The organism is Bradyrhizobium sp. CCBAU 11361 (assembly GCF_028128935.1).
GTDB lineage: Bacteria > Pseudomonadota > Alphaproteobacteria > Rhizobiales > Xanthobacteraceae > Bradyrhizobium > Bradyrhizobium niftali.
Genome location: NZ_LBJZ01000200.1, coordinates 112,249 through 132,452 on the forward strand (window position 1 = coordinate 112,249; position 20,204 = coordinate 132,452).

Consider the following 20,204-nt stretch of genomic DNA (forward strand, 5'->3'; position numbering starts at 1 on the left):
ATGCTGCACGACTGGGGCGTGATTGCCGCCGCCTTTGGCTATATCGGCTTCCTGTTCCTGGTGGCGAGCCACGGAGACCGCCGCTCGCAGGCCGGGCCCCGACGTGCCTCCGGGCTGATCTATCCGCTGTCGCTGGCGATCTACTGCACCTCCTGGACCTTCTTCGGCTCGGTCGGTTTTGCCACCCGCACGTCCACCGACTTCCTCGCCATCTATGTCGGCCCAATCCTGATGATCGGGCTCGGCGCCGGTGTACTCCGCCGCGTGATCCAGCTCGCCAAGGCCCACAACATCACCTCGATCGCCGACTTCATCGGCGCCCGCTACGGCAAGAGCCAGGCGGTGGCGGCGACCGTGGCGCTGATCGCGATCATCGGCTCGGTGCCCTACATCGCGCTCCAGCTCAAGGCGGTCGCCTCCTCGCTGGAGACGATCCTGAGCGAGGATCAGGCCTTCTCCCACATCCCGATCCTCGGCGACATGGCGCTGATGGTGACGCTGGCGATGGCGGCCTTCGCCGTGCTGTTCGGCACGCGGCAGACCGACGCCACCGAGCATCAGCACGGCCTGATGCTGGCGGTCGCGACCGAATCCATCGTCAAGCTGGTCGCCTTCCTCGCCGCCGGCATCTTCGTCACATTCTGGATGTTCTCGCCGCATGAACTGATCGAGCGCGCGATGAAGACGCCGGAGGCGGTGCGTGCCATCAACTACTCGCCGTCGATCGGCAACTTCCTGACCATGACGCTGCTGTCGCTGTGCGCGGTCATGCTGCTGCCGCGCCAGTTCCATGTCAGTGTGGTGGAGAATTCCTCCGATGCCGAGGTCGGCCGCGCGCGCTGGCTGTTTCCGCTCTATCTCGTCGCCATCAACCTGTTCGTGATCCCCATCGCGATCGCCGGCCTCGTCAGCTTTCCCTTCGGCACGGCCGACCCCGACATGTACGTGCTGGCGCTGCCGATAGAGGGCGGCGCGGATCTGCTCAGCGTCGCCATCTTCGTCGGCGGCCTGTCGGCGGCAACCGCGATGGTGATCGTCGAATGCGTCGCGCTCTCCATCATGGTCTCGAACGACCTCGTGGTGCCGCTGGTGCTGCAACGGCGGCCGGAGGGACGCACCGGCGGCGCCGATTTCAGCGACTTCCTGCTGCGCTCGCGCCGGCTCGCGATCTTCGCCATCATGGTGATGGCCTATTTCTACTACCGCGCGCTCGGCAACACCCAGCTTGTCGCGATCGGCCTCTTGTCCTTTGCCGCCATCGCCCAGCTCGCGCCGAGCTTCTTCGGCGGGCTATTATGGCGGCGGGCGACTGCGCGAGGTGCGATCGGCGGCATGCTGGTCGGCTTCGTGGTGTGGCTCTACACGCTGTTCATTCCGAGCTTCATGGATTCCTCGACCGCGGGCATCCTGCTGCTCCAGCACGGCCCGTTCGGGATCGAGGCGCTGCGGCCGCAGGCGCTGTTCGGCGCCGACCTGCCGCCGCTGATGCACGGCGTCATCTGGTCGCTGTCGCTCAACATCCTCACCTATGTGCTGCTGTCGCTGGCACGGCGGCCTTCGTCCATCGAGCTGGTGCAGGCCGATCTGTTCGTGCCAAACACGCTCGCGCCGATCTCCCCGAATTTCCGCCGCTGGCGCACCACCGTCACCGTGCAGGACATCCAGACCACGGTGGCGCAATATCTCGGCCCGGACCGCGCCCGGCATTCGTTCGAGGCCTTCTCGGCGCGGCGCAATGTGCGGCTCGAGCCGGCAGCGCCCGCCGATTTCGAGCTGCTGCAGCACGCCGAGCACCTGATCGCCTCCTCGATTGGAGCTGCGTCCTCGCGCCTCGTGATGTCGCTACTGCTGCGCAAGCGGACGGTCTCCGCCAAAGCCGCGCTGAAACTGCTCGACGATTCCCATGCGGCGCTGCATTTCAACCGCGAGATCCTCCAGACCGCGCTCAACCATGTGCGCCAGGGCATCGCGGTGTTCGACGACGACCTGCAGCTGATCTGCTCCAACCGGCAATTCGGCGATCTCCTCAACGTTCCCCCGCATTTCATCCAGTTCGGCACGCCGCTTCGCGAAATCCTGGAATTCATGGACGTGAGCAATCCGGCCGATCCGATCGAGCGCGAGGCCATGCTGGAGCGGCGGCTTGCCGCCTATACCACCGACAGCGAGCCCTATCTCGAGCGCCTGCCGGACCGCCATATGGTGATCGAGGTGCTCACCAACCGCATGCCCGGCAGCGGCTTCGTCATCACCTTCACCGACGTCACGCCCACCTTCGAGGCCGCCGAAGCGCTGGAGCGCGCCAATGCGACGCTGGAAAAGCGCGTGCGCGACCGCACCGAAGAGCTGACCCGGCTGAACTCCGAGCTGGCGCAGGCCAAGAGCACGGCGGAAGACGCCAGCATCTCCAAGACGCGGTTCCTCGCTGCCGCCAGTCACGACATTCTCCAGCCGCTGAACGCGGCGCGGCTCTATGTCACCAGCCTGGTCGAACGCCAGCACAGCGGCGAGGAGACGCGGCTGGTCGAGAACATCGACGAATCGCTCCAGGCCATCGAGGAGATTCTCGGCGCGCTGCTCGACATCTCCCGACTGGACGCCGGCGCGATGGCGACCTCGATCTCGAGCTTCAAGATGGCCGATCTGATGCGTTCGCTGGAGATCGAATTCGCTCCGATCGCGCGCGCCAAGGGCCTCGATCTCACCTTCGTGCCCTGCTCGCTGCCGGTGGAGTCGGACCGCCTCCTGCTGCGGCGCCTGCTCCAGAACCTGATCTCCAATGCGATCAAATACACCCCGCGGGGCCGCGTGCTGGTCGGCTGCCGCCGCCGCGGCGCCTCGCTCAAGATCTGCGTCTACGACACCGGCGTCGGCATCCCCACGGTCAAGCGCGGCGAGATCTTCAAGGAGTTCCACCGCCTCGAGCAGGGCGCGCGGATCGCGCGCGGGCTCGGCCTTGGCCTCTCGATCGTCGAACGGCTGGCCCGCGTGCTCAACCACGGCATCGCCATCGACTCCAATGTGGGTGGCGGCTCGGTATTCTCGGTAACGGTGCCGACGGCGAAGGCGATCACCCTCACCGCCGCCGTGACCAGCGCGACGCCGCTGGCGCGCACGCCGATCGCGGGCGCGCTGATCGTCTGCATCGAGAACGATGCAGCGATCCTCGACGGCATGCGGACGCTGTTGAAAGCCTGGGACGCCGAGGTGATCGCGGTCGCCGATCCCGAAGGCGCGATCGCCGCGATCGAAGCTGCGGGCAAGCGCGTCACCGGACTGCTGGTCGACTACCACCTCGACCGCGGCAACGGCATCGCCGCGATCCGCGACGTCCGCCGCCGCTTCGGCGACGCCATTCCTGCGATCCTGATCACCGCCGACCGCAGCCCCGCCGTGCAGCTGGCCGCGCGCGAGGAGAAGATCGCCGTGCTGAACAAGCCGGTGAAGCCGGCCTCGCTGCGCGCCCTGCTCGGCCAGTGGCGCACGCAGCAGATGGTGGCGGCGGAATGAGACAAACCTGCTGGCGACCGCCCGGCACGCCTTCGCAACTCAAGGTGCGAGCCGCGTGAAGACGTAATCGTGCCCCTTGGCGCGGGCCTCGTGGCAGGCGAAGCAGGTGCGGTGCTGCGCCTCGTCGACCGGCTTGCCGTTGACGAAGCGGCCAAAACCCCAGCCGCCGGTGGAGGCATACTTCCTGGAATCCTTGACCATCACCTGGACCGTGGTGGCCGCGCCGGGAATCGTCGCGGACGCGAATTCCGGCGACTGTTTCCGCTTCCAGGCGCGCTTGACCAGAATGGTGCCGTCCGGGAACGGAAGCTTTCCGGCCTGATAGGCGTCGATTGCCACTTGGTTGCCGACGACCGCGCGAAGCTCGTCGAGCGGCGCGGCCTCTTCGGCCGGCGCGATCAGCTCCCACTGCTTGTAGCCCGCGGGAATCGTGACGCCGAAGATCGGCGACGCATCGGTTGTCGCGGGGCCTTCCGCCAGCGCGATCGAGACGAGGTACGGCACGCAGGTCAGGAGAACGACCAGAAGAAGCGCGGCGAGCACCATCACCGTAGTGAAGGAGAATCTTTTCTTGGCAGGTTCAGTTGGCGTCATGACATTTCATCAAGCTTCGATCAACGGATGAACCTCAGTCCAGCCCGGCTGGACCGAGGTGCCGACGGATCCTCAGGCTGCGTCGGCGTCGACGACGGCCTTGGCAAAGGCTTGCGGTGCTTCCTGCGGCAGATTGTGGCCGATGCCGCCGGTGATCAGGCGATAGTCGTACCGGCCGGAGAATTTCTTGGCATAGACGCTGGGGTCGGGGTGCGGCGCACCGTTGGCGTCGCCTTCCATCGTGATCGTCGGCACGCTGATCAGCGGGGCCGCCGCGAGTTTCTTTTCGAGCTCCTCATATTTCGCCTCGCCCTGGGCGAGCCCGAGCCGCCAGCGGTAATTGTGGATCGTGATCGCGACATGATCCTTGTTGTCCAGCGCCGCGGCGCTGCGGTCGAAGGTGGCGTCGTCGAACTTCCACTGCGGCGAGGCGAGCTTCCAGATCAGCTTTGCGAAATCGTGCGTGTACTTCTCGTATCCGGCGCGGCCGCGCTCGGTCGCGAAATAGAACTGGTACCACCATTGCAGCTCGGCCGACGGCGGCAGCGGCGCGTTGCCGGCGGCCTGGCTGGAGATCAGATAGCCGCTGACCGACACCAGCGCGCGGCAGCGATCCGGCCACAGCGCGGCGATGATGTCGGCGGTACGCGCGCCCCAGTCGAAGCCGGCGATGGCCGCCTTCTTGATGTCGAGTGCGTCCATCAGTGCGATGATGTCGACGGCGAGCGCTGCCGGCTCGCCGTTGCGCAGCGTCTCGCCGGAGAGAAACTGCGTCGTGCCGTATCCGCGCAGATGAGGAATGATCACGCGATAGCCGGCCTTTGCCAGGATCGGCGCGACGTCGACGAAGGCGTGAATGTCGTAGGGCCAGCCATGCAGCAGGATCGCGACGGGACCGTTCGACGGGCCTGCCTCGGCATAGCCGACATTGAGGACGCCGGCATCGATCTGCTTGATCGTGCCGAAGGACGCATTCGATGCGGAGGATCGCGGCGCTTCCGTTTCAGCGCGGGCGACCACGCCAAGACCGACGGCAACGGTTCCCGCGGCGATGCCAAAAAACTTGCGGCGATGCTGGTCGATGAGCTGCTTCATGATGGTGCTACCTTGTTGATGGTCGGGGACGCTGGTCAGATCAGCGCGACCGCGACGTCGATGTTGCCGCGGACGGCCTTGGAATAGGGACAGGTCTGGTGCGCCTCATCGACGATGTCGCGTGCGACCTCGCGATCGAGGCCCGGCAGGCTGACGTTGAGGCGGGCCCGGAGGGAGTAAGCGCCCTCATCGAGAAGGAGGTCGATCTCCGCGTCGATCGCGCATTTCCTGGGAAGCGTGATCTTCCGCTTGCGCGCCGCGATCACAATGGCGCCTTCGAAGCAGGCCGACCAGCCGGCCGCGAACAACTGTTCGGGATTGGTGCCGATGCCGGCGGCGCCCGGCAGAGAGAGCCGCACATCGAGGCGGCCGTCCGAGCTGCGGGACATGCCGTCCTGCCGTCCGCCGCTGGTGTGGGTTCGGGCCGTGTAGAGCAGTTTTGCCGCTTGCGTCATGAAGGTCTCCTTGCCGTCGCGCAACTGACTAGCAGCGGCTGTCGCAGGACACCCGTTTGGACTTGTGAGAAATTGTGAGATCTCCGCCTGCACGCCTCATGAGGCCTGCATGCGCGGTCTGACGCCGATGCAGGAGGGCCTTGCCGGATCGCGATCATCTGGCTATCCGGTCCGTTCACAAGGACCAAGATCTCACCATGACTGAGCCGGCTGCGCCTACGGCAGGACCCCTGTCGTTCGGGCCATTCACCGTGACGCCGCACGAAAGGCTGGTAATGCGCGACGGCGTCGCGCTGCCGCTCGGCACGAAGGCCTTCGACACGCTGATCGCGCTGATGTCGCGGCCGAACGAGGTCGTCAGCAAGTGGGATCTGATGGCGCTGGTGTGGCCCGGCATGGCCGTCGAAGAGGCCAATCTGCGCTTTCATGTCGCAGCGCTTCGTAAAGTTCTCGGCGACGGCAAGGACGGCGCCCGCTACATCACCACGCTCTCCGGCCGCGGCTATTGTTTCGTGGCGCCGATCTCGCAAACGGATATTCCGGCAGAGCGGCGCCCCGCACCGCGGATGGAACTGCCGCCCGTGAAACTGCCGAACCGGCTGCAACGGATGGTCGGACGCGACGAAGTGGTCGCGGCCATCTCGGACAGGCTCATCGCCTCGCGTTTCGTCACGATCGTCGGCCCCGGCGGCGTCGGCAAGACAGCCGTTGCGGTGGCGGTCGCTCACGATCTGCTCGAGACCTTCGCCGACGCCGCACACTTTGTTGACCTTGCTGCTCTGAGCGATCCCGATCTCGTGATCACCTCGATCCTGCTGATGCTGGGTCTGCCGGCCCAGACTGACGACCCGATGCCCGCGCTGCTCACGCATCTCCGGGACAAGAGGATGCTGCTCGTCCTCGACAATTGCGAGCACGTCGTCGCCGCCGCAGCGCCGCTGGCGGCGGAGATCTTCCATGCCGCGCCGCATGTCCATATCCTGGCCACGAGCCGCGAAGCCCTGCGTGTCGAGGGCGAGCAGGTCTATCGATTGGCACCGCTTGCCGTTCCGCCTGACGGTGCCGGACTGACGGCGGCCGTCGCACAGACCTATCCCGCGCTTCAGCTGTTCCTCGAACGGGCGACCGCCGGCGGTGCGCAGATCGCGCTCGACGATGGCAATGCTGCGATCGTCGCCGGCATCTGCCGCAGGCTCGACGGCATGGCCCTGGCGATCGAGCTCGCCGCCGGCCGGGTCGAAGCCTACGGCCTGGAGCAGACGGCGGCCCTGCTCGACGAACGCCTCAATCTGCTGTGGCAGGGGCAGCGCACCGCGCCGCCGCGGCAGAAGACATTGCAGGCGACGCTGGACTGGAGCTACGGGCTCCTGTCCGACATCGAGCGTCTCGTGCTGCGCAGGCTCGCGGTCTTCGCCGGCCATTTCACCATCGACGCCGCGCTCGAGGTCGTGCCGGACGACCGTGTCGACCGCGCCCGCCTGTTCGACGCCATCGACAGCCTCGTCGCCAAGTCGATGGTCGCACCGCGACCGATCGGCGCGATGATGCGCTACCGGCTGCTCGACACGACGCGCGCCTATCTGCTCGAGATCGAGCCTGATGACGCGGCGCTCGCGGCCCGTCACGCGACCTACTACCGGCGGTGGCTGGAACAGGCCGGTACGACATGGGCGACGGTGCCGAGCGCCGACGAGCGCGCGATCCACTTCTCCGCGCTTCACAACGTGCGCGCCGCGCTGGACTGGTGCTTTGGCGCGAACGGCGATGCCGGCATCGGCATTGCGCTCGCCGCTGCGGCAGCTCCCATCTTTCTCGCGATGTCACTGCTGATCGAATGCCGGCGCTGGTCGGAACGGGCGCTGCTTGCGATCGATCCTTCCACGCACGGCGGCGCCGAGGAAATGCACATCCAGGCTGCCCTCGGACTGACCCTGATGTTCACGCGCGGCGGCAGCGAAGCGGCGCGCGGCGCATTGAGCAGAAGCCTTGCGATCGCGCAGGCGCGCGGCGACGCGCCGAACCAGCTTCAGCTGCTCGGCCGCATGCATATCTTTCACGAGCGGATGGGACAGTTCGATGCCGCGCTTGGTTACGCACGGCAGAGCCTCACAGTCGCCGAGACGCTGGGCGATGCCGCGTCCATTGGGCTCGCCCACTCGCTCCTGGGTGTCTCGCTGCATCTGGCCGGCGAGCATCGCGACGCGCTGAACATGCTGGAGGCTGCCTGGCAGGGTCCTGGTACGGAACGGATCAGCACGGTCCATGGCTTCGATCACCGCAACCGGGCCGGCATCTCGCTCGCGCGAGAGCTCTGGCTGCAGGGCCGGCCCTTGGATGCCCGGCAGCTGGCGCGACAGACGGTCACCGAGGCCGCGCAGATGGAGCATCCGATCACGCTCTGCATCGCGCTGATATGGCTGGTCTCGATCGATCTCTGGAGCGGAGAGCTCGACGATGCGGAAGAGAGCATCGACCACTTCATCGCGCATGCCACCTCGCGTTCGATGGGCCCTTATCTCTCGGTCGGTCGAGGCGTCAAAGGCGAGCTGGCCATCCGGCGCGGCGACGCCGCAGGCGGCGTCGAGACGATAAGGGCCTGCCTGCGCGAGCTCCATGATTCCGGCTATGAGCTTCTCACCACGACGTTCAACATTGCGCTGGTGCAAGGCTTGTTGGCACTGGGGCAGGCCGAGCAGAGCGCCCACTTGATCGACGATGCGATCCGCCTCGTCGAACAGGGCGGCGATCATCTCTACATGCCGGAGCTGCTGCGGATGAAGGCAAGGGTATTGCTGTCCTTCCCGCAGCCGAAGATCGGGGAAGCAGAGACCCACCTCATGCGGTCGCTGGAGCTGAGCCGTCGCAACGGTGCGAAGGCTTGGGTGTTGCGAGCGGCGATCGATCTCGCGGAGCTTCTTGCCGACCAGCACCGCCGCAAGGAAGCAAAGCTGTTGCTGGAATCGGCGCTCGACGGCTTCGCCGAAGGCTCGGAAACGGCTGATATCAGGGCTGCCAGCGCGCGCCTGAAGACGCTGTAACGGCTCTCAGCCCGTCGGCGTGCCCTGCCGCCACTGGCCACCGGCGATCTTCGCAGCGGCAATCACCGCCTGCGTCCGGCTCTCGACGCCGAGCTTTTGCAGGATCGCCGAGACATGCGCCTTGATGGTGGCCTCGGAGACGCCGAGCTCGTAGGCGATCTGCTTGTTGAGCAGCCCCTCCGACAGCATCATCAGGACCCGGACCTGCTGCGGCGTCAGCGTCACCAGGCGGTCGCGCAGGCGCGTCATGTCGGGGTCCGAGGCGGCCGACAGGTCGGTGTCGGCGGGAACCCAGACGTCCCCCTCCATCACCTTGAGGATGGCGTCGCGCAGCGTCTCGACGCCGAAACGCTTCGGGATGAAGCCGGACGCGCCGAAATCGAGCGAGCGGCGGATCGTGGCGCTGTCGTCGGAGGCCGAGACGATCACCACCGGGATCGCCGGATATTGCGCGCGCAGATAGATCAGGCCGGAAAAGCCGGAGATCCCGGGCATCGAGAGGTCGAGCAGGATCAGGTCGACGTCGGAGGTCTGTTCCAGCAGCCTGGTCAGATCCTCGAACGATCCGGCCTCGTCGATCCTGGCAGAGGTCAGGACGCTCGCCACCGCCTGCCGCAGCGCATCGCGGAACAGGGGATGATCATCGGCAATGACGAGATGGGTCGAGGGAGCGTTCATCGTTCTCTTGCTGTCGTTCGTGCCGGGCCGGCGAGTCGATGCCGCGGCCGGTCAATTCTTCCCTGACCGGCCGTGGCATGCAAGTGCACATTATCCCTTTGCTGCAAAGGGGTTAATCCGGAAACTTGGCGGCTGCGCACCGGCGCCCGATGCCGCACCGTCAGGCGCGCGTCAGTGCGCAAGGCCGAAAGTCGTATTGGGGCGGGTTTCACGCCGATGTTACCTTGGAGCCAAGACCTGGGTTGATCCGGCATGACCGGGGCGTCTGGGGCGCGAGGAAACGCATTTTTCGGGGAGCGACTCAACATGTCGACAATGGCTGTGTCTCAAGCTGGCGCAGGAGGTATGACGAAGGACGAACGGTTCGTCATTCTCGCCTCCTCGCTGGGTACCGTCTTCGAGTGGTACGATTTTTACCTTTACGGCTCGCTGGCCAGCATTATCGGCGCGCAGTTCTTCTCGGCCTACCCGCCGGCAACCCGCGATATCTTCGCGCTGCTGGCGTTCGCCGCGGGCTTCCTGGTGCGCCCGTTCGGCGCAATCGTGTTCGGCCGCATCGGCGACATCGTCGGCCGGAAGTACACCTTCCTCGTCACCATCCTGATCATGGGTCTGTCGACCTTCATCGTCGGCCTGCTGCCGAATGCGGCGACGATCGGCATCGCGGCCCCGATCATCCTGATCGCGCTGCGCCTCGCCCAGGGCCTCGCGCTCGGCGGTGAATATGGCGGTGCAGCGACCTATGTCGCGGAGCATGCCCCCAACGGCAAGCGCGGCTACTACACCTCCTTCATCCAGACCACGGCAACGCTCGGCCTGTTCCTGTCGCTGCTGGTGATCCTGTTCACCCGCTCCGCGATCGGCGAAGCCGACTTCGCGGCCTGGGGCTGGCGCATCCCGTTCCTGGTCTCGGTGCTGCTGCTCGGCATCTCGGTCTGGATCCGGCTCCGCCTCAACGAATCGCCGATCTTCCAGAAGATGAAGGACGAGGGGAAGAGCTCGAAGGCGCCGCTGACGGAAGCCTTCGGCAACTGGCAGAACGGCAAGCTCGTGCTGCTCGCGCTGCTCGGCGGCGTGATGGGCCAGGGCGTGGTCTGGTACACTGGCCAGTTCTACGCGCTGTTCTTCCTGCAATCGATCCTGAAGGTCGACGGCTATACCGCCAACCTCCTGATCGCCTGGTCGCTGCTGCTCGGCACCGGCTTCTTCATCGTGTTCGGCATGCTCTCCGACAAGATCGGCCGCAAGCCGATCATCCTCGGCGGCTGCCTGATCGCGGCACTAACCTTCTTCCCGATCTTCAAGATGATCACCTCCAACGCCAACCCGGCGCTGGAAAAGGCCATCGAGCAGGCCAAGGTCGAGGTGGTGGCCGATCCCGCGGGTTGCGGCGACCTGTTCAACCCGGTCGGTACCCGCGTCTTCACCGCGCCTTGCGACACCGCACGCGCCTTCCTCGCCCAGTCGTCGGTCAAGTACTCGACGACATCGGGTGCGGCCGGCTCCGGCGTGAAGGTGATGGTCAACGGCAAGGAAGTTGCCTACGCCAACGCCAAGGACAGCAATCCAGCAGTCCTCGCCGCCGTGCAGGCCGCCGGCTATCCGAAGACCGGCGACGCCGGTATCGTGAAGATGGCGCATCCGTTCGACATCTTCCGTCCGCAGGTGGCCGCGACCATTGGACTGCTGTTCATCCTCGTGATCTTCGTCACCATGGTGTACGGCCCGATCGCCGCGATGCTGGTCGAATTGTTCCCGACCCGCATCCGCTACACCTCGATGTCGCTGCCCTACCACATCGGCAACGGCTGGTTCGGCGGCCTGCTGCCGGCGACCGCCTTCGCCATCGTGGCCTCGACCGGCGACATCTATGCCGGTCTCTGGTACCCGGTCCTCTTCGCATCGATTACCGTCGTGATCGGCTTCTTCTTCCTGCCCGAGACCAAGGACGTCGACATCAAGGCGAACTGATCGACAGCAGCGACCAGCCAACACCAACCGGCCGCGGTCTCCGCGGCCGGTTTTGTTTTCAGCCCTTACTGATTGCTGCCGATGAATTGCAGCACCACCTCGCGCCGGTGCGGGCGGGTGCGATGCTCGATCAGATAGATCGCCTGCCAGATGCCAAGCGCGAGCCCGCCGTTCAGGACCGGAACCTGAAGCGAGGTCTGCGTCAGCATCGTCTTGATATGTCCAGGCATGTCGTCGGGCCCCTCGGTGTCGTGGGTCCACCCGGCATTCTCCGGCGCGAGCCTGGATAGCGCGGTGGTGAGATCAACCAGCACGGAGGGATCGGCGTTTTCCTGGATCGTCAGCGACGCCGAGGTGTGACGGATGAACAGCGTCAGCGCGCCGTCGCGCGCGCGGGCCTCATTGATGAATTTCGCAGCTTCGCTGGTGAGATCGGTGAAGCCGCGACCCGGCGTCTGCACGGTAAGCAGCGACGATGCGATGCTGGTGGCTTGCACCGAGGATGGCACCGAGCGCGTGATGGATTTGGCTGATGTCATCAGAGCTTCTCTTGAAGTCGTCCTGGCGAAGGCCAGGACCCATTACCCCAAATGCTTGCGAGTGCGAAAAGAGTGGCAACGTGCACCGCAAAAAACAGAGAAGCCACGGCGTATGGGTTCCTGGCTTTCGCCAGGACGACATCCCTCAAATCTTCCCTGACACGTCCTTCTGCACGCGGTTGGCCATGTCGATCAGCCGACGCCAGGCCTTTTCCAGGAAGGACATCACACGATCCAGGTCCTGGTCGCTCGGCAGCGGGATCTCGATCTTGCGGTCGCCCTCGGCGACCTTCGGATCCGCTTTCTTGAGCGGGTCGGATTTCGGCAGCGCCTCGTCGATCTTGCCCGACACGGTCGGTCCCGCCGCGATCTGTCCCTTCAGCTTCTCGACTTCGGCCTGGAGCCTGCCGATCTCGGCGTCGAGCGCGGTGCGTTCGTCGGGCACCGCGTAGCAGGCCCAACCGGCGCCGTTCTTGCTGCAGGTCGACACCGTACCGGTGCGGGTGTCGAGCCGCAGCACGCCCTCGGGGATCGGTGTCATGCTGTAGCGGCCGTTTTCGCTGTCGGGGGCAGATTGGGCGACAACGAGACCGCCGCTGGTTGCCATCACCGCGGCAAGCGCCGCTGCCGCAAACCATGATGTTGTGGAGGACGTCGCTGGTCTCATCGCACTCTCCGCCACGACGCGCAGGTGGCACATCTCCAATTCTACACCCCGGCGAGGCCATCCGCCGCCAAAAACACTCACCCTAAATCAACGATCCCGGCGGCCCGTTTGATCCCGGCAGCACAGCGAAATGGCGGCCGCATCCACCGATCATGAGGAGAGCTGCTGCGGTGCGGCGTCACGCTGTGTGCAGCGCTGCCGAGCAGGCCGATATCATCAAATAAATCAGTTACATAACGGAAAGCGACGCAATCGTGACTTGGCTTGACTTGATTATGGGCCATCAGTATGGTCCGCGCGGCTTTTGAGGGTGGCGGGCGTAATTTCCATTCAGCCGCGGCGTTTCGGGTCTTCGTTGCATGACACAGGGCACGGGGCACGGCGAGAATGGGGATCGCGATAAATCGTCCGAGGAAGCTGCGCTTTCCGAACGGCTCGGAAATCTTGACCAGCGGTTGTCCGAGTTTCGCGACCGCCACGTCAAGACCGAGCAACCCGCAGGTGACGATGGAGACAGAGCGGCCAGAGCCTCGGCTATGGCGCTTGGTTTTCGGTTATCTTCGGAGTTGGTCGCCGGCGTCGTTGTCGGGGCGGGGATTGGCTGGGGGTTCGACCGCTTGCTGTCGACGTCGCCTTTCGGATTTATCGTGTTCCTGCTGCTGGGCTTCGTCGCCGGCGTGGTGAATGTGGTGAGAACGGCGGGCGCGGGGCAAAACAGGCGCGGTGGTTCTTAAGCGATCCGCACCAGGAGAGGAATGATCGTGCCGGCTTCGCCGGTACGGGCCGGCCCGGCCGGCAGACCGAGACCCGCCGGCATTGCCCGGCAGACCAAGAGATGCCGCGCTGATGAAAATCGACCCGATCCACCAGTTCAACATCGAGCCTCTCTTCACGATCGGCCATATCGGCCATCAGACGATCGCCTTCACCAATTCATCGCTCTACATGCTGATCGCCGTGGCGATCATCTCGCTGCTGATGCTTGCCAGTGGCGCGCAGCTGGTTCCCGGGCGCCTTCAGTCGGTCGCCGAGATCTCCTACGAGTTCGTCGCCTCGACCATCCGTTCGACCGCCGGCTCGGAAGGCATGAAGTTCTTCCCGCTGATCTTCTCGCTGTTCATGTTCATCTGCGTCTCGAACCTGATCGGCATCATTCCCTATACCTTCACGATCTCGAGCCATCTGATCGTGACGGCGGCCCTGGCGCTGCTGGTCTTCTTCACGGTCCTGATCTACGGCGTCGCCAAGAACGGCCTGAAATTCTTCTCGATCTTCGTGCCCCACGGCGTCCCCGGTTACATCCTGCCGCTGGTGATGTTCATCGAGATCCTGTCGTTCTTCCTGCGGCCGGTCTCCCACAGCGTCCGTCTGTTCGCCAACATGCTGGCCGGCCACATCGCGCTGAAGGTGTTCGCGGGCTTCGTCGCCATGCTCGGCTTCTCGCTCGGCGCCCTCGGCTGGGTCGGCGGCGTGCTGCCGCTGGCGCTCACGGTCGCGCTGTACGCCCTCGAGATTCTGGTCGCGTTCCTGCAAGCCTATGTGTTTGCGATCCTGACCTGCATCTACCTCAACGACGCCATTCATCCGGGACACTGAGCGGTCCGGGGAATTTCCACCCACAACCCAATCTTTCTTCCAAGGAGTCTAAAATGGATCCGGCAGCAGCAAAACTTATCGGCGCGGGCATCGCATGCATCGGCATGGGCGGCGCGGGCGTCGGCGTCGGCGTGATCTTCGGCAACTACCTCGCCGCGGCCGTTCGCAATCCGTCGGCCGCTCAGGGCCAGTTCGGCAACCTGATCTTCGGCTTCGCCGTGACCGAAGCGCTCGGCATTTTCTCGCTGCTGATCGCGCTGCTGCTGCTGTTCGTTCCGCTCTGAGGACGACGTTCTTCGCGCCGCTTCGACCGAAGCGGCGCGCATGACAGCAACAGGAGAACTCCATGGCTGAGAGTCATGGCGGGGCGAAGGGTCCAGCGGCGGGCGCCCACACCGGGGCCGAAGGCGGTCACGGTGGTGGCTTTCCGCCGTTCGAGAGCAGCACTTATGCTTCGCAGCTGGTGTCGCTCGCGATCTTCTTCGTCGTGCTTTACGTGATCGTGTCCAAGCTCGCTCTGCCGAAGGTCGGCGGGGCGATCGAAGCGCGTCAGAACAAGATCGAGGGTGACCTCGCTGAGGCGCAGAAGCTGAGGGACCAGTCCGACGCGGCCCTGAAGGCCTATGAAAGCGAGCTCGCTGCGGCGCGCACGCGGGCGCAGGCGATCGGCAACGAATCCCGCGACAAGGCGAATGCGCAGGCGGAAGCCGAGCGCAAGGCCCTGGAAGAGCAGCTGGCGGCCAAGCTCGCCGGGGCGGAGAAGACCATCGCCGCGACCCGCACGGCGGCCATGAGCAATGTCCGCGGCATCGCGGCCGATGCGGCAGGCCAGATCGTGCAGCAGCTCACCGGCGTCGTTCCCGATGCCGCGTCAGTGAATGCCGCGGTCGATGCGTCCCTGAAAGGTTAGTCGAGATGTTCTTCGATCCTGAAACCTGGGTCGCCATCGCCTTCGTGATCCTGATGGTCGTGTTCGGCTATCTCGGGGTCTTCAAGTCGGCGATGACCGCGCTCGACCATCGCGCCGCGCGCATCAAGGCCGAGCTCGACGACGCGACGCGCCTCAAGCAGGAGGCGGCCAAGGTGCTCGCCGACTACAAGGCGCGCAGTGCCACCGCCGAGCGCGAGGCCGCCGACATCATCGCCAACGCCAAGGTCGAAGCCGAGCGCATCGCGACCGAGGCCAAGGCGAAGATGGAAGACTTCGTCGCCCGCAGAACCAAGACCGCGGAGAGCAAGATCGCGCTCGCCGAGGCCCAGGCGCTGGCCGATGTCCGCGCCGCAGCCGCGGAAGCCGCCGTCCAGGCCGCCTCCACGATCCTGTCGCAGTCAGTCAAGGGCCAGGTCGCCGACGACCTGCTCGCCAAGAGCATCAGCGAGGTTCGGCAGAAGCTGAACTGAGGGGTTTGCTCTCATCAATCAAAAAGCCGGCGCGATGAGCGCCGGCTTTTTTGTTTGGCGCTGTGGCCGCAAATTGGATGTCATCACCCGCGAAGGCGGGTGATCCAGTATTCCAGAGACAGCAATGAGGTACGAAGAAGCAGCGGCGTACTGGATGCCCCGCCGGAGCCTGTCATCGGGCTAGCCGAAGGCGAGACCCGTTGGCGGGGCATGACAGCTGAGTTGGCGGCCACCTACTTCTTCTTCGGCCTTGCCTTCGGCTCGGGCGAGAGCGCCTGCGGGTCGAAGCCGACATAGAAGATGTAGGAATCGGCGGTCGCCGCTGACGGCACCGGATAGGACAGATCCTCGGCGACGAAGGTGAAGGGCACGCTGCCGCCTTCCGACATCCCGACCGTGGTCCGGTAGGCCTTCGAGGCGATCACCTTCTCGCCGACGCCGCCCTGCACCACGGCGAAGCGCAAGGGCACATCGACAGAGGCAGGCGCACCGGCGGGACCGGCGATGACGCGGCCCTGGATGCCGATCCGGGCCGTGATGTCGCCGCCGTTGCGGACGCATTCACGCGCCATCTTGGTGATGGTGGCCTGGAAGCGGACCTCATTGCCGACGGCCGGCTTGCCGGTCGCACCGACCGCATAGGTGGAGGCTCCGGCGCGCACCGTGACCTGCGGGCAATCGATATCGTCGTCGGCCGCAGGCTGGCCCGGCGCAGGCGCCGGCTTGGGCTGGGCCGGATCCTCTTCGGACTTCCCGCCGAACAGGCTCTTGAAGCGGTCGCTGAACGACTGGGCCCCCACCGGCGAGACGGACGCGAACGCAACCGACAACGCCAGCGCGACCGCTGTCCCCCGCCGCAACGCATTCCGCGATGACCGAAGCTCGTGCACCATCAACGCCCATACTCCATGACAACAACCCGGCCGATCGCCAGCCTTCCGCGCCGCCTTATATCGCCAAAATCGGCGAACCCAAGGCAAGCAAAAAAGGCAGGACGCCAGAGACTTTGGCCGTACGAACCGACGGGTTCAGCCGCGGAAATCCTCGTGCAGCAGGCCGAACAGCAAATGGTCCTGCCAGACCCCGTTGATGCAGAGATAGCGGCGCGCCAACCCCTCCCGGGAGAAGCCGCACTTCTCCAGCACCCGGATCGAGGGTGCATTGGTGGGGATGCAGGCGGCCTCGACCCGGTGCAGGTTGAGCTCGCCGAACAGCGTCGGCAGCAGCACCCGCAGCGCAGCCGTCATGTAGCCGCGATGGGCATGGGGCTGGCCGACCCAATAGCCGATGGTGCCCGCCTGGACGATGCCGCGCCGGACATTGGCGAGCGTGATGCCGCCGACCATGGCACCGTCGAGCTCCCGGAAGATCAGAAATGGGTAGGAGCGGTCCGCGGCGATATCCTCGGAATAGCGGCGCAGGCGGCGGCGAAAGCCGGAACGCGTCAGGTCGTCCGACGGCCAGATCGGCTCCCAGGGCGTGAGGTAGTCGCGGCTGGACTCGCGCAAGTGAGCCCACTGCAGGAAGTCCGACATCTGCGGTGCGCGCAGCAAAAGCCCGTTGCCGCGCGGCGCGAGGGCGGCAGGTCCACTGGATGGCAGGCGAAAGAGGGCCATGGTGATGCTTCCCGGGGCGGGTCAGCCCGTGCGCGGCTCCTAATGCAGCCGCGCCTTGGCGCGTGCCCGGGTCAATCCTTCCGCAAAAGACACCGCCGTGTCCAGACCCCTGCCACTGCCTAATGCGACAACCGCAGGGCGGCTGCGCGAAAGCAGTGCACGCGCCGCATCGCGGGTCGATTCGACGCTGACGGCGTCGATCCGGGCCACCAGCTCCTGCACCGTCTGCGGCCGGCCATAGGCCAGCACGTGGCGGGCGAGCTGCTCGGCACGGGACGAGCAGCTCTCCAGCGCCATCAGGAGCCCCGCCTTCATCTGCGCCTTGGCCCGCGCAATCTCGGCCTCGGTCAGGGTCTCCACCGAATCATTCATGATGTCGACCACGACCTCCATCATCTCCGGGGCGTCAGCGGGATCGGTGCCGGTGTAGAGGCCGAAGAAGCCGGTATCGGTATAGGGCGCGTGGAAACTGTAGATCGAGTAGCAGAGGCCGCGCTTCTCGCGCACCTCCTGGAACAGCCGCGACGACATTCCGCCGCCGAGGATGTTGGTGAAGACCTGGAGCGAGAACAGCGACAGATCGTTCTGCGGCACGCCTTCCAGCGCCAGCGTCAGATGCGCCTGCTCGAGCTCGCGATGCACGACCTTGGCGCCGCCCTTGCCGAACTGGGCGGCCTGCGGCTTCGGGCCCGGCGTGCCCTCAAAGCTCGCAAAGCGCTTCTCGGCCTCGGCGACCACTTGGCTGTGATCGACCGCGCCGGCGGCGGCCACCACCATGTCGGGCCCGCGATAATGGGTCGACAGATAGCCGCGCAGCATGTCGCGGTTGAAGGCGCGCAGCGTCTTGGCGGTGCCGAGCAGCGAGCGGCCCATCGGCTGGTCGGGATAGCAGAGCTCGTTGAGATGCTCGAACACGACGTCGTCGGGCGTGTCCTGCGCGGCACCGATCTCCTGCACGATGACGTTCTTCTCGCGCTCGAGTTCGTCGGGCTCGAAGGCGGGATTGGCCAGGATGTCGGCGAGCACGTCGAGCGCCAGCGGCACGTCGGCCTTCAGCACCCGCGCATAATAGGACGTGGTCTCGGTCGAGGTGCCGGCATTGAGGTCGCCGCCGACCGCCTCGATCTCCTCGACGATCTCGCGCGAGGAGCGCTTCGTCGTGCCCTTGAACGCCATATGCTCCAGCAGATGCGAGATGCCGTGCTCGTTGGGCTTCTCGTCGCGTCCACCGACGCCGGCCCAGACCCCGAGCGCCGCAGTCTCGAGATGGGGCATCTTGTCGGTGACGACGGTGAGGCCGGACGCAAGCTTGGAAATCTCGACGCTCATCCGGCAACTCCCTGTTTTGCGGCGCGGCTGACCGACAGCACGAACCGCTCGACCTCGCCCTGATCGTTCTTCATCACCTTCATGTGTTCGGATTTGGTCATGAGGCCGTCGAGCCAGGCCGGCAATTGCGGCCGCTGGCCGCAGGCCGCCTCGACCGCGTCGGGGAATTTGGCCGGATGCGCGGTGGAGAGCACGATGCTGGGCACCGTGGTGTCGGTGGTATCGCGGTCGGCGACCGCGAGCGCGACCGCAGTATGGGGATCGACCAGCTCGCCCGCCTCGCGCCAGGCGGCGCGGATCGCAGCCGCGGTTTCGGTTTCGTCGGCGCGCCCTGCGTCGAACTCCTCGCGGATCGCGGCCAGCGTCGCGTCGGGCAGCACGAAGCGCCCGGACTGCTTCAGCGACTCCATGAGACGGCGCACACCGGCCGCATCGCGCCGGCCGGCTTCGAACAGCAGCCGCTCGAAATTCGACGAGATCTGGATGTCCATCGACGGCGACGCCGTGGCGTGCACCTCGCGCACCTCGTAGATGCCGGTCTTCAGCGTGCGGGCGAGGATGTCGTTGACGTTGGCGGCGATGCGCAGGGTGCGCACCGGCAGGCCCATGCGCTTGGCGACGTAGCCGGCAAAGATGTCGCCGAAATTGCCGGTCGGCACGACGAAGTCCACCGCGCGCGCCGGTGCGCCGGCGGCGACGGCGGAGGTGAAGTAATAGACCACCTGCGCGACGATGCGCGCCCAGTTGATGGAATTGACGCCGGACAGCGAGGTCGCATCGCGGAAGCGATGGTTGTTGAACATGCCCTTCACGAGGGCCTGACAGTCGTCGAACGTGCCTTCGATGGCGAGCGCATGCACGTTAGCCGCGCCCGTCGTCGTCATCATCCGCCGCTGCACCTCGGAGATGCGGCCGTGCGGGAACAGCACGATGAGGTCGACGTTCTCGAGCCCCGCGAAGGCTTCGACCGCAGCGCCGCCGGTGTCGCCGGAGGTCGCGACCACGATGGTGGTGCGCTGGCCGCGCTTGGCGAGCACATGGTCCATCAGCCGCGAGATCAGCTGCATCGCCACGTCCTTGAAGGCGAGCGTCGGACCGTGGAACAGCTCCAGCACGAACTGGTGCGGCGACATCTGGCGCAGCGGCACCACCGCCGGATGGCGGAAGGTGGCGTAGGCCTCGTTGGCCATGCGACCGAGATCGGCGTCCGTGATCTCGCCGCCGGCGAAGGGACGGATCACGTCGACCGCGACCTCCCAATAGGGACGGCCGAAGAAGCCGGCGATCGTGTCAGCCGAGAGCTGCGGCCAAGTGGCCGGCACGTACAAGCCGCCGTCGCGGGCAAGCCCGGTCAGCATCACGTCGCAGAAGCCGAGTTCGGGGGCCTCGCCCCGGGTCGAGATATAACGAGTCAAACTGCCCTCCAAAGGCCGGTCGAGCTTGGGCTCGATCCGTAAGCCTTTGATTTCACGATGTTCCTGGTTAACAGCCAGAGGCTTTGGGCCACCATAAAGTGTTTTGCAGCATCGGGAAACCGCTTCCCGCCCGCACCCTTTCCAACGAAAAGGGCTGCGGCGATGCCGCAGCCCTCTCTTGGAAGGTCTGTCGTTGATATGTGCAGACCGATTTGGCTCGTCCGGGGCTCTGCCCGCTGAAACTGGTCGCGCAACCTTTCGTTGCCTGTCACGGCATCGTCAAGGGCGAAAACGACGAAC

Annotated in this window: 19 protein-coding genes; 8 read left to right on the top strand and 11 right to left on the bottom strand. The window is 65.6% G+C overall.

Translation table 11 applies throughout. From position 1 onward, the window contains the following. On the top strand, nucleotides 1-3,510 hold the full coding sequence (locus tag XI08_RS44070) for a PAS domain-containing hybrid sensor histidine kinase/response regulator (RefSeq protein WP_271579230.1): 3,510 nt from the start codon (nucleotides 1-3) through the stop codon (nucleotides 3,508-3,510). A 39-nt stretch (nucleotides 3,511-3,549) separates the two neighbouring features. On the opposite strand, the gene XI08_RS44075 is transcribed toward XI08_RS44070, so the two are convergent. The 3 genes from XI08_RS44075 to XI08_RS44085 form a co-directional block, all read right to left on the bottom strand. Beyond that, nucleotides 3,550-4,104: a cytochrome P460 family protein gene (locus tag XI08_RS44075; protein WP_271579231.1), complete on the bottom strand. Its 555-nt coding sequence runs from the start codon at nucleotides 4,102-4,104 to the stop codon at nucleotides 3,550-3,552. A gap of 72 nt (nucleotides 4,105-4,176) precedes the next feature. Beyond that, nucleotides 4,177-5,199, bottom strand: a complete 1,023-nt coding sequence (locus XI08_RS44080) for an alpha/beta fold hydrolase (RefSeq protein WP_271579232.1) — start codon at nucleotides 5,197-5,199, stop codon at nucleotides 4,177-4,179. A gap of 35 nt (nucleotides 5,200-5,234) precedes the next feature. Continuing rightward, a complete protein-coding gene (locus XI08_RS44085) occupies nucleotides 5,235-5,654 on the bottom strand; it encodes an organic hydroperoxide resistance protein (protein ID WP_271579233.1) in 420 nt (139 codons plus the stop codon). 197 nt (nucleotides 5,655-5,851) lie between these two features. On the opposite strand from XI08_RS44085, the gene XI08_RS44090 reads away from it, so the two are divergent. Next, complete coding sequence (locus tag XI08_RS44090) at nucleotides 5,852-8,692, top strand: ATP-binding protein (protein ID WP_271579234.1); 2,841 nt, start codon at nucleotides 5,852-5,854, stop codon at nucleotides 8,690-8,692. A 6-nt stretch (nucleotides 8,693-8,698) separates the two neighbouring features. Here XI08_RS44090 and XI08_RS44095 read toward each other — a convergent pair whose 3' ends face one another. Further along, nucleotides 8,699-9,370 carry a response regulator gene (locus XI08_RS44095; protein WP_271579235.1) on the bottom strand — a complete coding sequence of 224 codons (672 nt, stop codon included), beginning with the start codon at nucleotides 9,368-9,370 and terminating at the stop codon, nucleotides 8,699-8,701. Between the two features lie 345 nt (nucleotides 9,371-9,715). Between XI08_RS44095 and XI08_RS44100 the strand changes: the two genes are divergently transcribed. Continuing rightward, on the top strand, nucleotides 9,716-11,341 hold the full coding sequence (locus XI08_RS44100; protein WP_271579236.1) for an MFS transporter: 1,626 nt from the start codon (nucleotides 9,716-9,718) through the stop codon (nucleotides 11,339-11,341). 65 nt (nucleotides 11,342-11,406) lie between these two features. Here XI08_RS44100 and XI08_RS44105 read toward each other — a convergent pair whose 3' ends face one another. The 3 genes from XI08_RS44105 to XI08_RS44115 form a co-directional block, all read right to left on the bottom strand. Beyond that, nucleotides 11,407-11,880, bottom strand: a complete 474-nt coding sequence (locus tag XI08_RS44105) for a secondary thiamine-phosphate synthase enzyme YjbQ (RefSeq protein WP_271579237.1) — start codon at nucleotides 11,878-11,880, stop codon at nucleotides 11,407-11,409. Nucleotides 11,881-12,025: 145 nt separating this feature from the next. Then, nucleotides 12,026-12,547 (bottom strand): hypothetical protein, encoded by a 522-nt coding sequence (locus XI08_RS44110; RefSeq protein ID WP_167771084.1) that lies wholly within the window; start codon nucleotides 12,545-12,547, stop codon nucleotides 12,026-12,028. Nucleotides 12,548-12,624: 77 nt separating this feature from the next. Beyond that, on the bottom strand, nucleotides 12,625-12,831 hold the full coding sequence (locus XI08_RS44115) for a hypothetical protein (protein ID WP_271579238.1): 207 nt from the start codon (nucleotides 12,829-12,831) through the stop codon (nucleotides 12,625-12,627). A 75-nt stretch (nucleotides 12,832-12,906) separates the two neighbouring features. Here XI08_RS44115 and XI08_RS44120 point away from each other — a divergent pair, with 75 nt between their 5' ends. The 5 genes from XI08_RS44120 to XI08_RS44140 all read left to right on the top strand — a co-directional run bounded on the left by XI08_RS44120 (nucleotide 12,907) and on the right by XI08_RS44140 (nucleotide 15,544). Then, a complete protein-coding gene (locus XI08_RS44120; protein ID WP_027542402.1) occupies nucleotides 12,907-13,281 on the top strand; it encodes an AtpZ/AtpI family protein in 375 nt (124 codons plus the stop codon). A gap of 112 nt (nucleotides 13,282-13,393) precedes the next feature. Beyond that, complete coding sequence (locus tag XI08_RS44125) at nucleotides 13,394-14,143, top strand: F0F1 ATP synthase subunit A (RefSeq protein ID WP_011084006.1); 750 nt, start codon at nucleotides 13,394-13,396, stop codon at nucleotides 14,141-14,143. A gap of 53 nt (nucleotides 14,144-14,196) precedes the next feature. Next, the gene (locus XI08_RS44130; protein ID WP_007599451.1) at nucleotides 14,197-14,427 is read left to right on the top strand and encodes a F0F1 ATP synthase subunit C; all 231 of its coding nucleotides are present in this window, start codon (nucleotides 14,197-14,199) and stop codon (nucleotides 14,425-14,427) included. A gap of 62 nt (nucleotides 14,428-14,489) precedes the next feature. Further along, the gene (locus XI08_RS44135; protein ID WP_271579239.1) at nucleotides 14,490-15,053 is read left to right on the top strand and encodes a F0F1 ATP synthase subunit B family protein; all 564 of its coding nucleotides are present in this window, start codon (nucleotides 14,490-14,492) and stop codon (nucleotides 15,051-15,053) included. A 5-nt stretch (nucleotides 15,054-15,058) separates the two neighbouring features. Then, nucleotides 15,059-15,544, top strand: coding sequence for a F0F1 ATP synthase subunit B family protein (locus XI08_RS44140; RefSeq protein ID WP_027542400.1), 486 nt, complete (start codon nucleotides 15,059-15,061; stop codon nucleotides 15,542-15,544). Between the two features lie 233 nt (nucleotides 15,545-15,777). Here XI08_RS44140 and XI08_RS44145 read toward each other — a convergent pair whose 3' ends face one another. The 4 genes from XI08_RS44145 to thrC form a co-directional block, all read right to left on the bottom strand. Continuing rightward, nucleotides 15,778-16,437 carry a hypothetical protein gene (locus XI08_RS44145; RefSeq protein WP_271579240.1) on the bottom strand — a complete coding sequence of 220 codons (660 nt, stop codon included), beginning with the start codon at nucleotides 16,435-16,437 and terminating at the stop codon, nucleotides 15,778-15,780. A 135-nt stretch (nucleotides 16,438-16,572) separates the two neighbouring features. Further along, nucleotides 16,573-17,160 (bottom strand): GNAT family N-acetyltransferase, encoded by a 588-nt coding sequence (locus tag XI08_RS44150; RefSeq protein WP_011084002.1) that lies wholly within the window; start codon nucleotides 17,158-17,160, stop codon nucleotides 16,573-16,575. Nucleotides 17,161-17,199: 39 nt separating this feature from the next. Continuing rightward, a complete protein-coding gene (locus XI08_RS44155) occupies nucleotides 17,200-18,489 on the bottom strand; it encodes a M16 family metallopeptidase (protein ID WP_027542398.1) in 1,290 nt (429 codons plus the stop codon). Continuing rightward, complete coding sequence (gene thrC / locus XI08_RS44160) at nucleotides 18,486-19,904, bottom strand: threonine synthase (RefSeq protein ID WP_271579241.1); 1,419 nt, start codon at nucleotides 19,902-19,904, stop codon at nucleotides 18,486-18,488. The genes XI08_RS44155 and thrC overlap by 4 nt, the downstream gene beginning before the upstream one ends. Between the last annotated feature and the right edge of the window lie 300 nt (nucleotides 19,905-20,204).

What these genes read in the sequence shown, in the direction of transcription:
- XI08_RS44120 (WP_027542402.1), top strand. Translation starts at nt 12,907, where the DNA reads ATGACACAGGGCACGGGGCACGGCGAGAATGGGGATCGCGATAAATCG.
- XI08_RS44115 (WP_271579238.1), bottom strand. Translation starts at nt 12,831, where the DNA reads ATGGCCCATAATCAAGTCAAGCCAAGTCACGATTGCGTCGCTTTCCGT.
- XI08_RS44155 (WP_027542398.1), bottom strand. Translation starts at nt 18,489, where the DNA reads ATGAGCGTCGAGATTTCCAAGCTTGCGTCCGGCCTCACCGTCGTCACC.
- XI08_RS44135 (WP_271579239.1), top strand. Translation starts at nt 14,490, where the DNA reads ATGGCTGAGAGTCATGGCGGGGCGAAGGGTCCAGCGGCGGGCGCCCAC.
- XI08_RS44105 (WP_271579237.1), bottom strand. Translation starts at nt 11,880, where the DNA reads ATGACATCAGCCAAATCCATCACGCGCTCGGTGCCATCCTCGGTGCAA.
- XI08_RS44080 (WP_271579232.1), bottom strand. Translation starts at nt 5,199, where the DNA reads ATGAAGCAGCTCATCGACCAGCATCGCCGCAAGTTTTTTGGCATCGCC.
- XI08_RS44085 (WP_271579233.1), bottom strand. Translation starts at nt 5,654, where the DNA reads ATGACGCAAGCGGCAAAACTGCTCTACACGGCCCGAACCCACACCAGC.
- XI08_RS44125 (WP_011084006.1), top strand. Translation starts at nt 13,394, where the DNA reads ATGAAAATCGACCCGATCCACCAGTTCAACATCGAGCCTCTCTTCACG.
- XI08_RS44140 (WP_027542400.1), top strand. Translation starts at nt 15,059, where the DNA reads ATGTTCTTCGATCCTGAAACCTGGGTCGCCATCGCCTTCGTGATCCTG.
- XI08_RS44150 (WP_011084002.1), bottom strand. Translation starts at nt 17,160, where the DNA reads ATGGCCCTCTTTCGCCTGCCATCCAGTGGACCTGCCGCCCTCGCGCCG.
- XI08_RS44145 (WP_271579240.1), bottom strand. Translation starts at nt 16,437, where the DNA reads ATGGTGCACGAGCTTCGGTCATCGCGGAATGCGTTGCGGCGGGGGACA.
- XI08_RS44070 (WP_271579230.1), top strand. Translation starts at nt 1, where the DNA reads ATGCTGCACGACTGGGGCGTGATTGCCGCCGCCTTTGGCTATATCGGC.
- XI08_RS44110 (WP_167771084.1), bottom strand. Translation starts at nt 12,547, where the DNA reads ATGAGACCAGCGACGTCCTCCACAACATCATGGTTTGCGGCAGCGGCG.
- XI08_RS44095 (WP_271579235.1), bottom strand. Translation starts at nt 9,370, where the DNA reads ATGAACGCTCCCTCGACCCATCTCGTCATTGCCGATGATCATCCCCTG.
- XI08_RS44090 (WP_271579234.1), top strand. Translation starts at nt 5,852, where the DNA reads ATGACTGAGCCGGCTGCGCCTACGGCAGGACCCCTGTCGTTCGGGCCA.
- XI08_RS44130 (WP_007599451.1), top strand. Translation starts at nt 14,197, where the DNA reads ATGGATCCGGCAGCAGCAAAACTTATCGGCGCGGGCATCGCATGCATC.
- XI08_RS44075 (WP_271579231.1), bottom strand. Translation starts at nt 4,104, where the DNA reads ATGACGCCAACTGAACCTGCCAAGAAAAGATTCTCCTTCACTACGGTG.
- XI08_RS44100 (WP_271579236.1), top strand. Translation starts at nt 9,716, where the DNA reads ATGACGAAGGACGAACGGTTCGTCATTCTCGCCTCCTCGCTGGGTACC.